Source organism: Mucilaginibacter phenanthrenivorans, assembly GCF_024721155.1.
Taxonomy (GTDB): Bacteria; Bacteroidota; Bacteroidia; order Sphingobacteriales; family Sphingobacteriaceae; genus Mucilaginibacter; species Mucilaginibacter phenanthrenivorans.
The window spans coordinates 1,031,339-1,054,546 of sequence record NZ_JAHVAP010000001.1 but is presented as its reverse complement, the minus strand read 5'-3'; the positions used below and the strand labels follow the sequence as shown (position 1 = coordinate 1,054,546).

The window sequence follows — 23,208 nt, the reverse complement described above, 5'->3', positions numbered from 1 at the left end:
TAGTTTTAAAAAACGGTTATGGTGTACTGTTCGCGGTATGCCATAGCCGTTTCTTCGTTTAGGGGCATTCCCTTACCGATTTCTAAATTCAGGCAAAAAAATTAACCGTTCGCAGGCGTAACATACGGTGTACGGTTATGATACAGTTGTTAGCTAAAAATAAAATGTAATCAATTGATTTTCTTTTGTTTATATAATTGGTATGCATTTTAAACCTACTATGGAAAAATACATACTATGCTTCGGAATTATATTAAAATAGCCTGGCGCAACCTGGTAAAGAATAAATTTTATTCGGTAATCAATATTGCCGGGCTTACAATGGGCCTGGTGATTGGTATGCTTATTTTATTATGGGTTCAGGATGAGCTGAGCTTTGATTCGTTCCATAAGAAGGGGAAAAATATTTACCGTGTAAACTCCTTTTTGGGAAGCGGCAATACCAAACGAATTTGGGACAATGCGCAAGGCCCTGTTGCAACCTATGCGCTAAAGGAGGTGCCGGGTGTTAAGAATGCGGTAAGGATAGCAAACGGTTACAAGAGCATTTTTAGTTATAAGGATAAACTTTTAAAGGAGGAAAACACTGCGTTTGTTGATCCCTCGTTTTTTAAGATGTTTGATTTTAAGCTGCTAAACGGTAACCCGGACAAGCCATTTCTCAATGACCAATCGGTTATCATCACCCAATCTACCGCAAAAAGATATTTTGGCGATGTAAACCCTGTCGGCAAAGTGTTGCAGCAGGACCACAAGGATAATTATACTGTATGCGGCGTTATTGCCGACTTTCCTGGCAACTCCAGCATTAATTACAACATGCTGTTCCCTATGGACATACGGGCAAAGCAATACAGTGGAAGCAATTTCTGGAAATCATTGGATAGCGACTGGGGGAATTTTGGGTACACTACTTTTTTTGAAATTCAACCCGGTACGCCTTTGAAGCCGATAGGTGAGAAACTCATTAGCATCCAGGCAAAAAATGCCCCTTGGATAAAGGTATCTGTTAAAGAAAATGCCTATCAGTTACAGTCACTTGCCGCTATCCACCTTTACCAGCCCGATGGCACAGCATCCGGCATGCAGACCGTGAATATATTTTTACTGGTAGCCGTTTTAATATTGCTTATTGCCTGTATCAACTATGTAAACCTGTCGACCGCCCGTTCAATTATCCGGGCGAAGGAGGTCAGTATCCGCAAAATTGTCGGTGCGCAGAAAATGCAATTGTTCGGACAATTTATTATTGAAACTATCCTTTTTTTTAGTATCGCCCTGGTGCTCGCATTTGTACTCATTATGCAGCTAATGCCTTACTACAATGACATTTCGGGCAAGCACATGGAATTTAATTTACTGGGTGCGGGTGTATGGAAGGTGGTTTTAATAACTGTTGTGGGTACGTTAGTTGCATCATCAATTTATCCGGCGTTGCTACTATCGTCATTTGAACCATTAAAAGCATTGAAAGGTAAATTGAGCCTTGGTATTGGTAACGTTGCCTTTAGGAAGATACTGGTAACTACACAGTTTGTGTTTTCGGTTACACTGATAATAGTTACGCTTGTTATTGGCAAACAGTTAAAGTATGTACGGGAAAAAAATCCGGGGTACGATCGTTCGCAGGTATTCTCATTCAGGTTAGGTGCACTGGGCAGCCATATTGATGTGGTTAAAGCCGAATTAAAAAATATTCCTGATATTGAAGGCGTGGCACTCATAGATAACCACCTGGTTGATAATGGGCATACCACCGCAGGTGTAGATTGGGACGGCAAGGATCCCAATGCAAGTGTTATTATTCATCACCTTGGAATTGATGACAAATTCATCCCGATGATGAAGATCAAAATGCTTGCTGGAAGCAACTTTTCAGGAGTAAAAACCGATACAGCACATTTTATTTTAAATGAGACTGCTGTTAAACTGGCAGGGCTGAAGAATCCCATCGGTAAGCGATTTAAATTCCAGGAAACCGAGGGTACTATCATCGGTGTGGTTAAAGATTTTAATACCGCATCATTTAAAGAACGCATTGAGCCGACCTTAATTTATTATGAGCCCAAAGGTTGGATGATGTACGTGAAAACAAACGGCAGAAATGCGGCAAAGGCTTTAGCTGCGGCGTCCAAACTTTGGAACGAATACAATCCGGGTTTCCCATTTGAGTATACTTTTATGGATGAGGAATATGCCAATCTGTATAAAACAGATCAGCGTACCGGAATTTTATTTAACATTTTCTCAACGATTGCCATTATGATCTCGTGCCTGGGCTTATTAGGCCTTGCAACCTATACCGCCCAGATAATGACAAAGGAGATCGGGATCCGCAAAGTATTAGGTGCAAGCGTAACCGGTATAGTAACCTTAATATCAAAGGACTTTTTAAAACTTGTGCTAATCGCCATTGTGATCGGCTCGCCGATAGCATGGTGGGCAATGAATAAGTGGTTGCAAAATTTTGTTTACAGGATTGACATTAATGGATGGATTTTTTTAATAGCAGGGTTACTTGCCATAGGGATCGCCTTAATAACCATCAGCTTTCAATCAATCAAAGCGGCACTGGCTAACCCTGTGAAGAGCCTGCGTTCCGAGTGATTGAGATAGTTAAGAAGGAGTTTTCGGCTATGAACAATGAACTATCAACAATGAACTAAATCATGATAAAAAACTTCATAAAAACCGCGTGGCGGAACTTGAGCCGGAACAAGGTATTCTCGTTTATCAACGTTTTTGGCCTGGCGGTTGGGCTTACTTGCTGCATGCTTATCAGCGCTTACCTTTACAGTGAATTAACTTATGATACCTACCCGGTAAACGCCAAACGGATTTATCGAGTAGTGCTTCACACGTATAACGGCAATCTCGCAACAGAATTTCCTAACCCGGATGTTGCTGTAGGGCCGGGGATAAAAAACGCGTTCCCGCAGGTATTGGACTATACACGTCTTACAACTACTGCCCCTGCATTTGTAAGCTATGAAACAAATAAGTTTAAGGAAAATAATATCATGGGGGCCGATTCAAATTTCTTCCGGCTTTTCTCCATCCCCTTATTAAGCGGCGACAGCAAAACGGCGCTAACTGCGCCCAACTCAATCGTTATAACTAAAGCACTGGAAAAAAAATATTTTGGCAGCTTGCCGGGTCTGGGTAAAGCGCTTTTTATAGGTGGTGCTGTTTTTAACGTAACCGGCGTAATTGATAAAATTCCGGATGATTCACATTTTCATGCTGATGCATTTACCAGCATGACAACATATGTTAAACCGTCTAGCAGGCAAAGCTGGAGCAATATCGGCTTTTATACCTACTTGCTGCTTGATAAAAATGCCGACCCCAAAAAGCTGGAGGCTCGTTTTCCGGAACTTGTTACAAAAAACGTGGTGCCTGAAATTCAGCATGATATGGGCGTAAGCCTTGCCGAAGCACGAAAATCGGCAAACACATTTATTTTCCAATTACAGCCGCTTACCAGTATCCATTTACACTCCGCAGCCAAATTTGAGTTGGAAGCCAATGGCGACATCCATTACATTTATATATTTAGCGCCCTGGCAATATTTATTTTGCTGCTGGCCTGCATTAATTTCACTAACCTGTCGATTGCAAGCGCCGCAAAACGCTCAAAAGAGATAGGCATCCGCAAGGTACTCGGTTCAGCAAAAAACAAGTTGATATCGCAGTTTTTAACCGAGTCGGTAATGCTTACGTTGCTGGCTACTTGTTTTGCGTTCGGCATGGTGTTCCTGCTGCTGCCTTATTTTAACGATGTTTCGGGAAAGCAATTTACGTTCGCATTCTTCCTTAACTATAAGGCGTTGCTTTTATCCGTTTCGTTAACGCTTTTTGTGGGCATAGTTGCCGGGATTTATCCCGCATTCTTTTTATCGTCATTTAAAATAATCGCCATACTTAAAGGGAATGGCGTAGGTACACAGGCAAGTAAAAGTAATTTACGCAGCAGCCTGATTGTTTTCCAGTTTGCCATATCAACAGCACTAATTATTGCGACATTAGTTGTTTATCAGCAGTTGCATTATATGCAGACCAAAAAACTTGGCTATAATAAAGACCAGGTGCTGGTGATAAACGATGCCTATGCTTTACGTGATAACATTGTGCCTTTAAAACAGCAATTATTGAATGATAGCCGGGTAGTAAATGCCACCATATCGGGCAATATACCAAGCTTTAAGGATATGGGCGGAACTGTTGCTTATGTAAAGGAAGTCGCCGATAAGGGGGCGCGATCCGAAATACCAACCGGTATTTATTGGGTTGAAAATTCATACATCCCTACGCTGGGAATGCAAATTATTAAGGGACGTAATTTCTATCCGCCATCACCTGCCGACTCTATTTCTGTTATTGTTAACGAAACTGCTGTACACGAGTTAGGGATTGGCAATGACGACCCGATTGGTAAAACCATCATTCGCTCGGGGCAGCGACACTATTCAATTGTTGGCGTGGTTAAAGATTTTAATTTCGCATCTGCCAAACAAAAGATAGCCCCGTTAATGATGTTGCCGGCTAACCGCCCCGAAGGTAATATTATATTAAAAGTTAGAACGGCTGATGTGCACAAGTTAGTAAGGGATATTAAAACGCAATGGGATGCATACAGTTCCGGTACGCCATTCAGCTATACGTTTCTCGACGATCAGTTTGAGTCGCTGTACAAAGCAGAGGAGCGTACAGGTAAGGTATTTACCTCATTTGCAATAATCGCGGTAATTATCGCGAGCCTCGGCCTGTTTGGATTAGCGGCGTTTATGATACGGCAACGGGTTAAAGAAATTGGCATCCGTAAAGTGCTGGGCGCTTCATCGGGCAGCATCACATTTATGTTATCAAAGGAGTTTTTGCGACTGATCGTTATTGCATCGCTGATGGCCATGCCCGTAACCTGGTACGCCATGAGCAAATGGCTGCAGGATTTTGCCTACAGGATAAATATCCAGTGGTGGGTGTTTTTACTTGCTGGATCTATAGCCTTGTTGGTAGCAATAATAACCATCAGCTTTCAATCTATTAAAGCGGCATTGGCTAACCCGGTGAAGAGTTTGCGTTCAGAGTGATTAGAGGCTAGCGATCAGAGATTAGGTGAATTATGGCCAAGGTGATTTTCTGTTGTAAATTATAAACCACAAGATACTAGTGAACTAATAAACAAATGAACTAATGATTCAATCATGATAAAGAATTACTTTAAAACCGCATGGCGCAACATTACCCGTAATAAGGTTTACACTGCCATAAACGTACTTGGGCTTTCACTTGGGATTTGCGCTTGTTTGGTCATTTACCTGATCACAAGCTTTGAGTTAAGCTATGATAATTTTCACCCTGATAAGGAGCGCATTTACCGGATAGTGGCGAGGTTTCATAACCCGAATGGGAAAACCGATGATTTGGGTTCTACCATCAGCGCGTTGCCGATCACTATCCGGAACGAGGTAAGCGGTTTTGAAAATGTTACGGCGTTTTATAATTATGCTTTTAAAGTTACCATCCCTGACGGGAGCAAAGATCCCAGGAAATTTGACGCTGCGGAAGACGTATCAAGCATAATTATTACCGAGCCACAATACTTTAACCTATTTAAATACCAATGGCTCGCGGGTAATGCCGCAACTGCATTAAAAGAGCCATTTAAAATTGTGCTTTCTGAAAGTGAAGTGCAAAAATATTTTGGAGATGTTGAGCCGCAGAACGTCATTGGCAGAAATGTTACTTACAACGATTCGTTGCACCTTACAGTTTCGGGAGTTGTTAAGGATTGGAGCAACAATACTGACTTTGGGTTTAAGGATTTCGTGTCATTTGCTACCATACAACACAGTTTCTTAAAAAACGATATCGATTTGCAGCATTGGGGTATGTGGGATTATAATTCACAGGGATATGTAAAGCTGGCAAAGGGTGTTACACCTGCACAAGTTGCCAAACAGTTTCCAGCCTTTGTTAAGGCTCATATAACAATGCCCCCGGGTAATAGTGTGGAACTAAAGTTACAGCCTTTAGCAGATGTTCACTTTAACAGCGCCTATGAAGACTCCTACACCCGCAAGGCACATTTGCCAACGCTTTATGCCCTTATAGGAATAGCCTTGTTTATTTTGGTAATAGCTGTGATAAACTTTGTCAACCTTTCAACGGCGCAATCGTTGCGCAGGGCTAAGGAAGTTGGAGTACGTAAGGTGTTGGGGGGCAGTAAAACAAGTTTAACTATACAATTTTTAATAGAGACCTTTTTTGTAACGATAGTTGCCGTATTTGTTTCTGTTATGATGGCAAACCCTGTGCTGGCAGCTTTCCATAATTTAATTCCACCGGGCGTTACTTTGGATCTGTTGAGCGCGCCGGTCCTAATATTTTTAGTTTCGGTAACGATATTTACAGGACTGCTTGCGGGGATTTATCCTGCGCGGGTATTATCGTCTTATTTGCCAGTGATAAGCTTAAAGGGAGAGGGTTCACAAAAACTTAATGGTAAAAGCTACCTGCGTAAATCGCTGATCGTATTTCAGTTTACCGTTTCGCTGGTTTTTATTATAGGCACAGTTGTCATCGGCAACCAGATCCATTTTATACTGAATAAGGACCTTGGCTTTAATAAGGATGCGATCATATCTATCCGTACAGGCTGGAATAGTACAAGTGAGCAACTGACTGTTTATGCCAACAAAATAAAACAGTTACAGGGAGTGCAGTTAATAACCCGCCACCGGATAACGCCGGCGGCAACAGGACACCCTGGAACTTATATGAGTTATAAAGGCGCCAACGGAGAAAATAAAATTGATGCCTCATTTGATTTTTGCGATGAAAATTATGTGCCGCTGTTCGGTCTGAAGATAATTGCCGGCAGAAACCTGCGACATGCGGATACGTTGACGGAGTTCCTGGTAAACGAAACCTGTGCCAGGGCCCTTGGATTTAAACACCCCGAGGACGCTCTTGGGAAAATTGTAGAAGTCGGTATTAATAATCAAAAGCGCGCAATTGTGGGGGTTGTAAAGGATTTTCATTCAAAATCGCTGCATGAGGCTATTACCCCATTCTTTTTGTGCTCTATCAAGGATAATGAAAGAACGTTAAGTATAAAGCTCGCCACCGCAGGCAAACAGGCTGATGATTTTAAGAAAACCATCACCCAAATAGAAAAGATCTCGAAGGAAGTGTATCCGAATGAGAAATTCGAATACAAGTTTTTTGACGAAACGATTGCCAATTTATATGAGAAAGAACAGAAAACGGCCAAACTAATGAGCACAGCGATGGGCATTGCCATCTTTATTTCATGCATGGGATTGTTTGGCCTGGCTACGTTTACAGCACAGCAGCGGGTTAAGGAAATAGGGATCAGGAAGGTCTTGGGTGCCAGTGCCTCAAGCATTGTATCGATGCTGAGCAGAGATTTCATAAGCCTTGTTATGATCGCCATTTTAATAGCATCGCCAATTGCCTATTATTTTATGAATATATGGTTGCAGGATTTCGCATACCGGATTAACATCAGTTGGTGGATCTTCGTGGTATCCGGGGTATCGGCAATACTGATAGCGCTGGTAACCATTAGTTTTCAGTCAGTGAAAGCTGCACTGGCAAACCCCGTAAAGAGTTTGCGTTCTGAGTAATTGGAGATTAGAGAATAGTTAAATTAATGTGAGTTCGAGATAAAGGTGGATGGTATAGTTTCTGATTATTAGCTACTCATAATCCTTAATAAAAGGAAATAGTTCTGATAGTCAGAATGTTTCACTTTGTTCCGGGTGTTCCGTGAGTAAAAATGGAACACTTTGCCGGCGTAGGTAACCATAAGACACGGATGAACTAATAAACTAATGAACGATAAATAAATAACACCATGATAAAAAACTATTTGAGGAGTGCGTTTCGGAATATCAAAAGGCATCCATTTATTTCATTCATCAACATATTTGGTTTAACCGTTGGGTTAACCTGTTGCCTGCTAATTTTAGCTTATATTATTAATGAGCGCAGCTATGATAAGTTTAATAAAAACGCAAAGGACATATACCGGGTAACCCGTATTTTTTATACCGCTCCCGGTGTTGAAAACCTGCATTTAAGTGCCGTTGCGCCGCCGTTTGGCCCCCTGTTAAAAACCGCATTCCCGGATATTGAAAAAGTCACCCGGATTTACCCAAGTGGAAGTACTGCACTGAAGTATAAGGACAAGCTGTTTAATGAAAAAAACAGCGTTTTTGCTGATGAGAATTTTTTCAGCTTTTTTAATGTGCCAATCGTTAAGGGCGATAAGCAAAAGGGGCTGCTGGACCCGTATAGTATTATGCTTACCGAGGATGTCGCCAGGAAATATTTTGGCGACGAAGACCCAATAAATAAAAGTATCCTATTGGACAACCTTAAGCATAATTTTAAGGTTACCGGAATCTTTAAGGCATTCCCGGCCAATTCACACATGCATCCCGAGATCCTGATGTCGTTCAATACCTTAAAGGATACGGCTGTGTATGGCGAGAAACAGCTTGAAACCAACTATGGTAATAATTCATTTTATACCTACCTACTGTTTCCCAAGGATTATAATGCCGACAGGGTAAAGGCACAGCTCCCGGATTTCCTTGACAAATATGTTCACTTTCAGGGGATGCCCGGCAACTTAAAAACCCATCAGGTAACTAAACTGGAATTGGAAAACCTTACGGATATCCACCTTAAATCGCATCTCGACGATGAGATAGAGGAAAATGGCGATATCAAAAGAGTAATGATCTTCTCGGCTATTGCCCTGTTTATCCTGCTAATTGCCTGTATAAATTATATGAACTTGTCTACTGCCCGTTCGGCATTAAGGGCAAGGGAAATTGGTATCAGAAAGGTGATCGGTGCACAGCGCAAGGAGATCATCGGGCAGTTTTTAAGCGAATCGGTGCTAATAACCTGGGTAGCATTGATCCTGGCATCTGTGTTAACCGTGTTACTGATACCGTTTGTAAATAAGCTTTCGGGGCAGTTTCTGTCGATCAGCAGCCTGCTGCAATGGAATATCTTATTGCCAATAATAGCGCTCCCGTTTGTTATCGGGCTGATAAGCGGGATCTACCCGGCAATCTTTATGTCGTCATTCTTACCGGTAAAGGTTTTAAAGGGAATTGTAAAGGTAGGCCAGGGAAACATCTCGTTCAGAAAAGTACTGGTAGTAGTACAGTTTTCTATTTCCATTATCCTGATCGTGGCCACCACGGTAGTTTTTCAGCAATTGCAATACATTCAAAAATTGGCGCTCGGTTTTAATAAAGACCATATTATAACAATGGGTTATCCTTACGTCCTAAACAGGCAATATGATGCGTTCAAGAATGATCTGAAAAAAAATAGCGCCATTAAGGATTTGGGTATATCGTCGCGCATCCCATCAGGACGGCTATTGGACGACCAGAACGCTTCAATAATCGAGGGAGGATCGTTACAACCCATCAAAATCGACCTCAAGTATATCACAACCGATTATGGCTTTATCCCAACATATGGTATGCAAATGGCCGCCGGCAGAAATTTTTCAAAAGCCTTTTCAACCGATACCAACAATTTTATAATAAATGAAGAGGCCGTTAAGGAATTTGGCTGGAAGACGTCTGAAAATGCTTTGGGCAAAGACATGCAATATGGCGGCGTTAAAGGAAAAATAATAGGGGTGGTTAAAGATTTTCATTTCGAATCGTTACATCAAAAGATCATTCCGTTATTGTTTAGCCTACCTGCCCGTAATGCCTATTATGGAAAGCTGTCGATAAAGGTTGACGGTAATAATACACAAGCAGCGATCCAGGCTATCCAGGAAACCTGGCACAAATACCTGCCCGAAACACCATTTGAATTTACTTTTTTGGATGAAAAATTCGGTCAGCTTTACAACAGCGAACAACAACAGGGCAGCTTGTTCACCATATTCTCATGCATCGCTATTTTTATAGCATGCCTGGGCTTATTTGGTTTATCAGCCTTTACCATAACACAAAGGGTTAAGGAAATAGGAGTGCGTAAGGTATTGGGCGCCAGCGTACCGCAAATAGTGCAGGAACTATCAAAAGACTTTTTAAAGCTCGTACTGGTTGCGGCAATAATTGCCCTGCCTGTCGCCTGGTTCTCCATGAATAAATGGCTGCTTGATTTTGCATTCCGGATTAATGTAAGCTGGTGGGTATTGTTAATGGCAGGTGTAATCGCATTAATTATAGCTTTTGTAACCATCAGTTTTCAGTCTATAAAGGCTGCATTGACGAACCCTGTGAAGAGTTTGCGTTCCGAGTGATTAGAAACTAGAGATAGGAGATTAGTTGAAAAGGAGATTCCAGCTATGAACCATTAACCATTAACAATGAACTAAACCATGATTAAAAACTATTTTAAAATTGCCTTCAGAGGATTCAGGAAGCATAAGCTGTTTACCCTAATAAACATTACCGGCTTGTTGATTGGAACTAGTGCGTCCATAGTGATCTATTTAATAGTACATTTCGAGCTTACGTTCGACAAATTTCATAACGATGGGGACCGGATTTACCGTGTGGTTTCTAACTACACCTTCCAGGGAGAGGTAGGTTATAACAGCGGCGTATGCGGCCCGCTGGGAGGCGCCATTAAAGGCCAGGCTACAGGTGTTGCTGTTGTAGCGCCTTTTTTTACCTTATCCCAGCCAAATGTATTTGTCCCGGGCAAAGCAGGCGCACCTCAAACCCGTTTTAAAAACCAGGACGATGTGGTATTGGCCGGCCCCGAATATTTTAAAATTTTCAATTATACGTGGCTTGCCGGCTCAGCAAAAGCTGCGTTGCAGGCACCCAACCAGGTTGTACTGACATCAAATCAAGCCAAAAAATATTTCCCTGACCTATCTTACGGGCAAATGATAGGTAAGGTAATTAGTTACGATTCCGTTAAAACCACTGTTACCGGAATTGTACAAGCCTTTACGCAAAACAGCGACCTTACTTTTCACGATTTTATATCATATAGTACAGGTACCGTAGTAAAAGACTTTAAAGACCAACTACAGCTTAACGAATGGGAAAGCACCACATCAGCGTCTCAATTATTTATTAAACTTTCGCCGACTGCAACTGCGGCCAATATTGAAAAACAGGTAAATTATATTCTTAAAAAAAGTAGTCCTCCCAAGCCTGAAAATAAGGGAAATAGCCACGGTTTTAGTTTGCAGCCCTTAAGCGATCTACATTTTAACAGCGACTATGGCAATTTTGATAATGGCCGTATTGCCAGCAAAAATACCCTTAGAGGTTTGTTGGTTATAGCTGCATTTCTGCTGATTTTGGGATGTATCAACTTTATAAATTTAACTACAGCCCAGGCAAACCAACGGGCAAAGGAAATTGGGATCCGCAAAACAATGGGCAGCAGCAGGGCGCAGCTTATCTTCCAGTTTTTAAGCGAAACGTTCATGATTACCCTAATCGCCGTTATCCTATCGGCAGCATTGGCGCCTGTTGTGCTGAAACTGTTTTCTGATTTTATTGCACCTGGTGTTAAAGTTGACTTTCTGCATCAACCAGATCTTATCCTATTCCTCATTAGCCTCGTATTGATAGTAAGCTTATTATCCGGATTTTATCCGGCCCTGGTATTGTCGGGCTATAAGCCGGTATCTGTGCTTAAAAACCAGGTGAGCTCAGCTGGCAGCCAAAGCCGCAAAGCATGGCTGCGCAAGTCGTTATCGGTGGCTCAATTTGTAATTGCACAGTTTTTTATAATGGCAACTGTATTGGTTAGCAAGCAAATACATTATGCGTTGCATAAGGACCTGGGCTTTAAAAAGGATGCCATAATTGTGGTAAACTCTCCATGGAAAAACCGGACCGATGCACGAAACCAGGTGTTTTTTAATAAATTAAACGCAATGCCGCAGATTGAACTGGTTAGTCTTGGCGGCGCGCCGCCATCTTCGGGTAGTACGAATTCAACATTAGTGACCTACCAGGATGGTAAAAAAGAAGTAAAAACCGATGTTCAGCTAAAATTCGGTGATGAAAATTACATGAAGCTATACAAGCTTAAATTGCTTGCAGGTAGAGCGTTGCGTATTGGCGATACATCAAAAAGCGTGGTGATCAATGAAAAGTATTCAAAAGTGTTAGGCTTTAAAACGCCAAGCGCAGCAATTGGAACGGTATTGATCCATTTTAATGGTCCTAAAACTTTACAGGTTGTAGGTGTGGTGTCTGATTTTCATCAGCGATCGCTTCACGAACCGGTGAAGCCGTTAGCCATATACACAGGTACAAATAGCTTCATGAAGGGCACATTTCATATTGCCTTAAAACCCGAAACCGCCGGGGGAGGTGAATGGAAAACGGCCATTGCAGGCGTCCAAAAAATATGGAAGGAGGTTTACCCTGATGACGATTTTAGCTATGATTTTTTTGATGCAACGATTGCTAAATTCTATGAAACCGAGCAGCACACGTCCCAATTGCTTACCTGGGCAACCGCGCTGTCGATATTTATCAGCTGCCTGGGTTTATTGGGCCTCGCCATTTACACCACCAACCAGCGAACAAAAGAGATTGGTGTGCGAAAGGTACTTGGTGCAACGGTTGCGCAGGTGGTAACCCTGTTATCGTCGGAGCTGATCTTGCTGATCCTTTTAGCTTTTGTAATAGTCACACCTATAGCCTGGTACTCCATGAACTATTGGATGCAAGGCTTTGCCGACCGCACAACTATAAGTTGGTGGATTTTTGCAATCAGTGGAGCGGGAATGCTGGTAGCAGCGGTATTTACATCGAGTTTTCAAACAATTAAAGCGGCAATTGCAAACCCGGTGAAGAGCCTGCGTTCCGAGTGAGTAAATACCGGAGATCGGAGATTAGTTGAAAAGGAGATTCCAACTATGAACCATGAACTATAAACAATGAACTAAACCCATGATACTAAACTATTTTAAAATTGCCTTCAGGGGCTTCAGAAAACATAAGCTATTTACACTAATAAACGTTATAGGTTTATCGATAGGGATAAGCGCGTCAGTTGTTATTTACCTGATTGTACATTACGACCTTACCTTTGATAAGTTTCATAAAGACGGCGACCGGATTTATCGTGTGGTATCGAATTTTTCGTTCCAGGGAGAACCCGCGCATAACAGTGGTGTTTGTGCTCCACTAGCCGCGGCAACCCAGGCCCAGGTAAGCGGGCTGGATGTAGTTGCTCCATTCTTTACCTTATTTCAACCTAACGTTTTTATAGAAGGAAAGGGAGACGTACCTACAAGGTACAAGGCTCAGGATGATGTGGTACTGGCCGATAATCGCTTTTTTAAGATTTTTAACTACAAGTGGCTAGCCGGTTCGCCGGTAAACTCATTGAGTGCACCAAACCAGGTAGTGCTTTCATCTGCACAGGCAAAAAAATATTTCCCATCGCTTGATTACGGGCAGATGATCGGGAAAATAGTAACCTATGATACCCTAAAAACTACTGTTACCGGTATAGTACAAACCATCACCCAAAATACTGATTTTACTTTTCACGATTTTATATCTTACAGCTCAGCAACGCCAAAAAACGCGTTGGGCGATCAATTAGCACTAAATCAATGGGACAACACAAATTCTGCATTTCAGTTGTGGGTTAAGCTATCGGCCAAAACAACTATAGCACACGTTGAAAAACAATTGAACGCGCTGTTGCATAGTAACCACAAACAAGAAAAAGGAAGTACCGAAGAAGATCGTTTACAGCCTTTGAGCGACGTGCATTTTAATGATTTGTATGGCACCTTCGATAATGGACGGACAGCCAATAAAAACACGATGTACGGTTTATTGGTGATTGCCGCATTTTTGCTATTGTTGGGCTGCATCAATTTTGTAAACTTAACCACCGCGCAGGCATCCCAACGGGCAAAGGAAATAGGGATCCGTAAAACCATGGGCAGCAGTCGCAGGCAACTGATATTTCAATTTTTAAGTGAGACCTTTTTTGTTACCCTTATTGCTGTTTTAATATCGGTTATATTAACCCCGATTATATTAAAGCTATTTGCCGACTTTATCCCGAAGGGTGTAAAGGCCGATTTTGCAAATAAGCCAGATCTGATCGTCTTTCTGGTGATCTTAACGGTAGCTGTAAGCTTCTTAGCCGGTTTTTACCCGGCTATTATGCTATCATCATATAAGCCGGTGTCAGTTCTGAAAAACCAGGCACAATCCAGCAGCAGTCAAACTCGTAATGCATGGTTACGGAAGTCGTTAACGGTAACACAATTTGTAATAGCTCAATTTTTTATAATGGCCACGGTGCTGGTAAGCAAGCAGATCTATTATGCCATACATAAAGATTTAGGTTTTAAAAAAGATGCGATTGTGATCATCAACAAACCCTTTAAAAACCCTCAACCGGCACGCGACCAGGTATTTTTAAATAAACTACGCGCGCTGTCGCAGGTTGAATTAGTAAGTTTTGGTAATTCTGCCCCTTCATCAAATGGATCCAATTCAACCGACTTGGTTTATAAAGACGGCAAAAAGGAAATCAAAACGGAAATTGAACGTAAGTTTGGTGATGAGAACTATGTAAAGCTGTACCATATTAAATTACTCGCAGGCCGCGACCTGCAAAAGGGTGATTCGGCTTCTAATTTGCTGGTTAACGAAACTTATGTCAAAGTGCTTGGCTTTAAACATCCGGCGGATGCTGTCGGGATTTCAGTAACCCTTAACGGTAAAAAGGCACAGGTGGTTGGAGTTGTTCATGATTTTAACCAGAAATCGTTACATGCACCAATAAAACCATTGTTCATCGCTATAAACCCATTGAGAAATGGTACTTTTCATATTGCACTAAAACAACAAACTGCAGGCGGTAATGATTGGAAGCAAGCCATAGCCGGCATGCAAAGCGCCTGGAAGGAAATTTATCCTGATGACGACTTTGAATACCACTTTTTTGATGAAAACATTGCTAAGTTCTATGAAAGCGAACAACAAACATCGACGCTGCTGAATTGGGCGATGGGATTGTCGATATTTATTAGCTGCCTTGGCTTATTAGGGCTTGCAATTTATACTACTACCCAGCGAACCAAGGAGATCGGTGTACGCAAGGTGCTTGGCGCTTCCGTTGCACAGATAGTAACATTGTTATCATCCGAATTGATCTGGCTGATCTTATTGGCTTTTGTAATAGTCACGCCAATAGCTTGGTATGCCATGAACCAATGGATACAAAGCTTCTCGGACCGCACAAGTATCAGCTGGTGGATCTTTGTATTAAGCGGCTCGGCCATGTTGCTGGCAGCGGTAATAACATCGAGTTTTCAAACGGTTAAAGCGGCTATTGCAAACCCGGTGAAGAGCCTGCGTTCCGAGTAATTAGAGGCTGGAGATCAGAGATTAGTTGAAAAGGACATACCCGGCTATGAACCATGAACTATAAACAATGAACCAAACACACAATGAACCAAACACACAATGATAAAAAACTATTTTAAGATCGCGTTACGGAGTTTTAAACAGCACAAACTGTTTACGCTAATAAATGTTGTAGGCCTTTCAATCGGGATCAGCGCCTCGCTGGTGATCTACCTGATCGTTCATTACGATCTGACGTTTGATAAATTCCACAAGGATGGCGACCGGATCTATCGCGTAGTTACCAACTATGTGTTTGCAGGCTCACCGAATTATAATAGCGGTGTTACCGGCCCACTTGCATTGGCGGTTAAAAACGAGATGACAGGCATCGAAATCTCCGCCCCGTTCCAAACAACAGGCGGGCAGGTTTTAATCCCGAATGGATCGAATAGGCCAACTAAATTTAAAGATGAAAGCAGCATTATTTATGCCGAGCAATCATATTTTAACCTGTTCAATTACAAATGGCTGGCAGGCTCGCCTAAAAACTCATTGAACAACGCACACCAGGTTGTGTTATCGGTTGACCAGGCAAAAAAATATTATCCGCATCTTTCAATCGAGCAGGTATTGGGTAAGGAAGTTATTTATGACGATACCATCAAAACGACCATCACCGGGATCATAGAACCAATTAAGCAAAATACTGATTTTATTTTCCATGACTTTATTTCACTGGCGACGCTTCGGATCAGCAAAAATACAAACCCGGATGTGCAGGACTGGGGGAGTACTTCGTCAAACTCTCAGTTTTTTGTAAAGTTGAACAAAGGCGCAAATCCAAAAACTATAGAAAAACAGTTGAATGCCTTACTAAAAAGGCATCACCCGCCAAAGCCTGAAGAAAAAGGACAGACACAAGCCTTTATGCTACAGCCATTGGCAGACATGCATTTTAACGACCGCTATTATAATTACGATATCCCGATTGTAAGCACCACAACTTTATATGGTTTAATGACGATAGCTGCATTTCTACTTTTATTGGGCTGCATCAATTTTATCAACCTTACAACGGCACAGGCATCGCAAAAGGCAAAAGAAATCGGGATCAGGAAAACACTGGGTAGCACACGCGGGCAACTTATTGGTCAGCACCTTAGCGAAACATTCCTCGTGACATTATTTGCGGTGATCTTAGCAGTTGCGTTAACCCCGGTTATCTTAAAAACCTTCGCCGATTTTATGCCGAAAGGCTTAAAGGCCGATTTTATTCATCAGCCTGATGTTATTGTTTTCCTGCTGATATTGATACTGCTAGTTAGTTTGCTATCCGGTTTTTACCCGGCATTGGTGCTCTCGTCATACAAACCGGTGGATGTGCTTAAAAATCAATCGGCGAATGGGAAAAGTCAAACCCGTAATGCCTGGATGCGTAAATCGTTAACGGTAACGCAGTTTATGATTGCCCAATTCTTTATAATGGCGACCATTCTGGTAAGTAAGCAGATCTATTATGCATTGCATAAAGATCTCGGGTTTAAAAAAGAGGCCATCATTTATCTTAATACGCCATGGCAGGATAAAAATCCAACCAACAAACTTGTGTTTTTAAACAAGGTTCGTGCTATTCCGCAAGTTGCAATGGCAGGGCTGGGTGGAGATATTCCGTCGTCAAATGGCTGGAATTCCAGAACTATTACTTACAAAGACGGTAAGAAGGAAATAAAGACCGAATTGCAAACAAAGTCGGGCGATGAAACTTATATCAACATTTACAAAATAAAATTGCTGGCAGGCAGAAATATCCGCTTGAGTGATTCCATTAGCGGGATGCTTATTAACCAAAACTATGCACAATTATTAGGGTTCAAAACTCCGGAAAAAGCATTGGGAAAAACAATTGAATTTGGTAAACAACATATGCAGATTGTAGGTGTGATTGGTGATTTTCACCAGGGATCGCTGCATTCGCTTATAAAACCACTGGCAATATATCCTGACCACTGGAATTTTGGTACCGTTCATATCGCCCTAAAACCACAGACCGCAAACAGTGATGATTGGAAAAAGGGGATAGCAAGCATCCAAAAAGCGTGGAAGGAAATCTACCCTGACAGCGATTTTCAAAATAACTTCTTTGATGAAACCATTGCCAAGTTTTATGAAAACGAGCAGCACTTTTCAACGTTGTTAAGTTGGGCGACAGGGCTTTGCATCTTCATCAGCTGCCTTGGCCTATTGGGACTAGCGATTTATACTACTAACCAGCGCACTAAGGAAATAGGGGTAAGGAAGGTGCTGGGTGCTTCTGTGGCGCAAATAGTAACACTATTATCAACAGAACTGGTGTGGCTCATCCTGCTTGCCTTTACGCTAACAACGCCTATTGCCTGGTATGCTATGAACCGATGGATGCAAAACTTTGCTGACCGCACCACTATCAGCTGGTGGATCTTCGCCCTAAGCGCTGTGGGAATGTTGGTGGCGGCAGTGTTTACGTCAAGTTTTCAAACGGTTAAGGCTGCTATTGCTAACCCGGTGAAAAGCCTCCGTTCCGAGTGATTAGAGACTAGTGATCAGAGATTAGTTGAAAAACATGCAGCGGCTATGAACAATGAACTATTAACCATGAACTAACACAACATATGCTAAAAAAAAACCTAAAACTTGCAATCCGGAATATTTTCCGCAACAAACTGTACACGGCCATTAATGTTATTGGCTTAGGTGTGGCCGGCGCATTCTGCATCCTGGTTTACCTGTATGTAAAAAACGAGCAATCGTTCGATAGCTTCCACGCCTCTAACGACAGGTTGTTCCGGCTGGAGCAAACCAATGTGTTTAGTGCTTTTGATAAGGAAAAGCCTAAGAAAAGTTTCTTCTCTTTATTAATGAAGAATGAAGAACAAAAAAACATGATAATTACACCGGTGGCTTTTGCCCCGGATATCAAGTCGAATTTTCCAGAGGTTGAAAATGCCATTCGCATAGCAGAGTTACAGGATCCTGTGATCCGGATAGATAACCAAAGTTTTAAAGAGAAAAATGAAAATGTTGTTTATGCCGATGCCGATTTTTTCAGTGCATTCAGTTTTCCACTGATTTCAGGAGAGCCCGCAAATGTACTGAGGGGACAAAAACAGGTTGTAATAAGCGAAAAGCTGGCTAAGAAATATTTTGGCAGCACAAATGTGGTTGGTAAAACTTTAAATATTACCAGCGACAAACTATTGCTGACCATTAGCGGGGTGGCAAAGGATTTTCCAGCAAATTCCAGCTTTAAATTTGACATTGTTATCCCCCGCATGGCCGACCCATATTATAATGATGAGTTAAAACGCGGCACCAACAGCTTTAACGACCTGCTGATGATCAGGCTGGCAAAGGGGACTAACGTTAACACGTTTCAAAAAAAACTGGATGCATTTTCGACGCGGTATTTTAAAACACTTACTGAATCGATGGCTCAACAAGACCCTAAAAACAAGCCTGAAAATTTTCATGTGTATCTAAGGCCCTTTGCCGAAGCCCACTATAACCAAAGCCAGAACTGGTACCATTACACCGACTTAAAAAACATTTACCAGTTGGTTTGCCTGGCCATAATTATTTTATTTATAGCCTGTTTAAACTATATACTGCTTACACTAACCAATGCTATTTCCCGGTCGCAGGATGTAGGGGTTCGCAAAACGATCGGAGCGGGGAGAAGGCAGATCATCCTTCAATATTATACCGAAACACAATTGCTGGCTTTTATAGCAATTATAGTGGGTTTGCTGGTTTCATTTATATGCCTGCCTTTCTTTAGCAGCCTCACCGGCTCAGCATTTAACCTGTCAAACTTTTCTGTTATAGATATAGCAGTATTATTGTTTACGCTTGCAATCATACTTGGTTTACTTGCAGGTGTTTACCCTGCGTTGGCTATGTCAGGCCTTCGTCCGTTAAATATTATGAGGGGATTTTCAGCGTATAAGATCAACCCTGTTTTATCAAAAAGCCTTATCGTTGTTCAATTTTCTATTTGTGTTATTCTTGTTATTTCGACATTGGCCATCAACAAGCAAATGCATTTTATCAGCAACGCTGATATGGGTTTTGATAAAGACCAGGTGGTAGTGTTGGCGAATCCATACGGATGGGATGAAGGCCAGAAAGCTGCGGCTTTCAAAAATCAAATGTATCATTTTGTAGCTACCGAACCCAATTTGCAGGATGTTACCTCAACGACGTTTGGATTTGAGCAGTACGGTCAAAACGGGCACCTAATCAATGGTAAACCAGTGCCAATTCAGTCGATAGGAGCTGATTATAACTATTTTGCATTTAATAAGATCCCGATTATAAAAGGCAGGGCATTTTCACATGACATTGTTAGCGATACGGCACGTCTTCAGCTTACTGCAGAACAAAAGACACCACACAGTTCATCGGTTGGACGGAGCGTTGTGGTGAACGAAACCTTGTATAATATGTTGGGTAAACCCGAAATGGGGCAGGTGAACCCGTCATTAGGCGCACTTATTATCGGGGTATGTAAAGACTTCCACAACGATGATCTGACAAAAGCAATAGCGCCGGTATACATCAAAGCATATCCTAATGTTTATAAGTACTTCAGGGTGAAAATAAAGGCTGGGCACAGCATCCCTAATGCTATGGCTAATATTAAAAGCAACTGGAATAAATTAACGGGAAACCTGCCTTTCAGCTACACTTTTTTGGACGAGGATGTAGCCAAAAGCTATGATGCCTATATGCGCTGGATGACCACTATTACCGTATCATGTATCCTGGCAATAATTATAGCCTGCCTGGGCTTGTTTGGTTTATCGGGGCTTACTACGCTTAACCGTACAAAGGAGATTGGTATCCGCAAGGTATTAGGAGCATCAGTGTCAAATTTATTCCTGTTGCTAAACCGTGGGACGATCCTGCTGGCATGCGGATCATTCGTTATTGCGGCGCCTTTAGCATATTATCTTGTGCACCAATGGCTTGATAATTTTACCTATCACATAACGCCCGACTGGACATTGTTTGTTGTGGCTGGTATAATTGCTATGCTAACGGCTATTATAGCGGTGAGTTATCATACCATAAAGGCTGCTATTGGTAACCCGGTGAAAAGTTTGCGATCAGAATAATAATGAACAAACCAGAGATTAGTTCCATTTCAACTAATCTCTGGTCTCTACTCTCTAATCTCTAATCTCCGGCCTCTAACCTCTAATCAACTAAACTTCACTGTATCAAAACCGTACACCCGTTGTTACACTTACGAACACATTCGTACATTGATGTTATTTATAAGTATCTGATTATTAATGTATTGTTTGTTTGGTATGAGTTTTAACTATAATATGCCAACAACTTATCAATATGCTGAAAAACTATTTCAAAATCGCCTGGCGTAATATTGTACACCATAAAGGCTATACAGCCATTAATGTTTCGGGATTAACCGTTGGTATAGCAGCCTGCCTGCTGTTATTCGTAGTGATCCAGTATGAATTGAGCTTTGACACCTTCAGGCCCAATTTTAAAAATATCTACCATGTGGTAACTGCTGAAAAGCACGAGGGCGGAATTGCTTACAATCCGGGAGTTCCAATCCCTACAACCGAAGCATTGCGGCTTGATTTTCCGCAAGCAAAAGTAGCCGCAATAAATGCCAGCTATGGCAGCCAGATCACCGTGACTCAAAATGGTTCATCGCAGGGTGTTGCTGACAAAAAGTTTACGGAAGACATTGGTGTAATGTTTATGGAACCACAGTTCTTCGACATATTTAGCGCAACCTGGCTGGCGGGTGATAAAAAGGCATTAGCTGCTCCGAACATGGTAATCATAGACAAAAGCAGCGCCACAAAATATTTCGGCGATTGGAAGAATGCAATGGGCAAATCGCTAAAAATGGACAATTTAATTAATTTGACGGTAGCAGGCGTTATAGAAGATGCCCAGCCAAATAGCGACCTGCCATTGAAGATCCTGGTATCTTATCCCACTTATAAACAACATCCCAATGAGTATGGCTATTCAACCGAATGGCATTCGGTAGGCAGCAATTACCAGGTATTTATGCAGTTACCTGCTAATGAATCGGTAGACCGGATAAATAACCAACTTAGAACTTTCAACTTTAAACACTCCGGCGATAAGGGCAGGGTGAGCAGGTCGAATTTTTTACAACCATTAGGCGAGCTTCATTTTGATACCCGCTTTGGAAATACCCTCGGCGATCACATGACCACCAAATCGACTTTACGTATCCTGACATTTATTGCCTTGTTGATGATAGTAATGGCATCAATCAATTTCATCAACTTATCAACTGCACAGTCGGTAGGCAGGTCAAAAGAAGTTGGCATCCGCAAGGTGCTGGGCAGCAGCCGTGGGCAGTTGATTGGCCAGGTAATGGGCGAGACCACTATCATTGTGGTAAGTTCCGTAATATTGGCCATAGCAATAGCAAAGATCGCCTTGCCTTATCTGAAAAACATAGCCAGCGTTCCCGATAGTATCAGTTTGTTAAGCGTAGGTAGTGCGTTATTTTTGCTTTTAGTTACCCTTGTAGTGATCTCGCTATCAGGCATATATCCGGCGTTGGTTGTATCTGGATTTAAGCCTGTTTTAGCACTAAAGAACAAGATCACCGCAGCTTCAATTGGCGGCATCCCGCTTCGTCGCGGGCTGGTGGTATTGCAATTTGCCATTTCGCAATTACTCATCATTGGTACCATTATCGCCATAAAACAAATGAATTATGTTAACGAGGCTGATTTGGGTTTCAACAAAAGCGCGGTACTTATAATTCCTGGGTATACCGATAGCTTAAGTTTACGTAAAATAGATGCATTTAAACAGCAACTATTGCAAAACCCGGAAGTAAAGGCTGTAAGCTTTTCATCTGATGCACCGTCGTCAGAAAACAATTGGGGCACAAACTTTTATTTTGATCATAACGGTAAGGAAAACGGGATCACTACATTTTTAAAGTATGGCGATGCTGACTATTTTAAAACCTTCGGGATGCATTTTGTGGCCGGCAGAGGTTACGACCAAAGCGATACAGCAAAACAGGTAGTAGTTAACGAAACGTTTCTGGCTAAACTGGGGATAACAAAGCCTGAATTGGCCATAGGCAAAACAGTTAGACTAGGTGGTGGCCCGAAAGCCATATGGGCGCCTATTACCGGTGTAGTTAAGGATTTCAAAACCAATTCGTTACGAGATGCTGTTAAACCAATAGTTATTTCTCCCGTAAAAAAATTCCTATCGCAGATCGCTATCAAGATAGAAACGAAAAACTTAAGCAGGACCGTTTCAAAACTGCAAACGCAATGGGAACACATGTACCCGGAATACGCCTACAGTGGCTATTTCCTGGATGACAATATAGCTAAGTTTTACAAACAGGAAAATCAGCTGGCGCTTGTTTACAAGCTCTTTGCTGGCATAGCCATCTTTATTTCATGTCTTGGTTTGTACGGACTGGTGTCCTTCATGGTGGTGCAGCGTACTAAAGAGGTTGGTGTGCGCAAGGTGCTTGGCGCTTCGTTGGGAAATATTTTGTTCCTGTTTTCTAAAGAGTTCATGATGCTGATCGGGATCTCATTTTTAATAGCGGTGCCGGTATCGTGGTACATGATGTCAGGTTATCTGCAAACATTTGCATACCGGATAAATATAACTCTGGACGTGTTTTTACTGGCGATCGTATCGTCGATCATACTTGCCTGGATGACCGTTGGCTATAAAGCATTGAAAGCGGCGCTGGCAAACCCGGTAAAGAGTATGCGTTCCGAGTGATCAGTGACTG

At 42.0% G+C, this 23,208-nt stretch carries 9 protein-coding genes; all 9 read left to right on the top strand.

The features are described 5' to 3' along the window. The first annotated feature begins 237 nt into the window (after window positions 1-237). Window positions 238-2,607, top strand: a complete 2,370-nt coding sequence (locus KXD93_RS04410) for an ABC transporter permease (RefSeq protein WP_258135650.1) — start codon at window positions 238-240, stop codon at window positions 2,605-2,607. Between the two features lie 62 nt (window positions 2,608-2,669). Further along, window positions 2,670-5,093: an ABC transporter permease gene (locus KXD93_RS04405; protein ID WP_258135649.1), complete on the top strand. Its 2,424-nt coding sequence runs from the start codon at window positions 2,670-2,672 to the stop codon at window positions 5,091-5,093. Between the two features lie 114 nt (window positions 5,094-5,207). Beyond that, window positions 5,208-7,655 carry an ABC transporter permease gene (locus KXD93_RS04400; protein ID WP_258135648.1) on the top strand — a complete coding sequence of 816 codons (2,448 nt, stop codon included), beginning with the start codon at window positions 5,208-5,210 and terminating at the stop codon, window positions 7,653-7,655. 230 nt (window positions 7,656-7,885) lie between these two features. Then, window positions 7,886-10,318, top strand: coding sequence for an ABC transporter permease (locus KXD93_RS04395; protein ID WP_258135647.1), 2,433 nt, complete (start codon window positions 7,886-7,888; stop codon window positions 10,316-10,318). 78 nt (window positions 10,319-10,396) lie between these two features. After that, the gene (locus KXD93_RS04390) at window positions 10,397-12,868 is read left to right on the top strand and encodes an ABC transporter permease (protein ID WP_258135646.1); all 2,472 of its coding nucleotides are present in this window, start codon (window positions 10,397-10,399) and stop codon (window positions 12,866-12,868) included. A 79-nt stretch (window positions 12,869-12,947) separates the two neighbouring features. Continuing rightward, window positions 12,948-15,395 (top strand): ABC transporter permease, encoded by a 2,448-nt coding sequence (locus KXD93_RS04385; RefSeq protein ID WP_258135645.1) that lies wholly within the window; start codon window positions 12,948-12,950, stop codon window positions 15,393-15,395. 99 nt (window positions 15,396-15,494) lie between these two features. Then, entirely contained in the window at window positions 15,495-17,942 is a 2,448-nt protein-coding gene (locus tag KXD93_RS04380) for an ABC transporter permease (RefSeq protein ID WP_258135644.1), read from the top strand. 83 nt (window positions 17,943-18,025) lie between these two features. Then, complete coding sequence (locus KXD93_RS04375) at window positions 18,026-20,530, top strand: ABC transporter permease (RefSeq protein WP_258135643.1); 2,505 nt, start codon at window positions 18,026-18,028, stop codon at window positions 20,528-20,530. 235 nt (window positions 20,531-20,765) lie between these two features. Next, window positions 20,766-23,198 (top strand): ABC transporter permease, encoded by a 2,433-nt coding sequence (locus tag KXD93_RS04370; protein WP_258135642.1) that lies wholly within the window; start codon window positions 20,766-20,768, stop codon window positions 23,196-23,198. The last annotated feature ends 10 nt before the right edge of the window (window positions 23,199-23,208 follow it).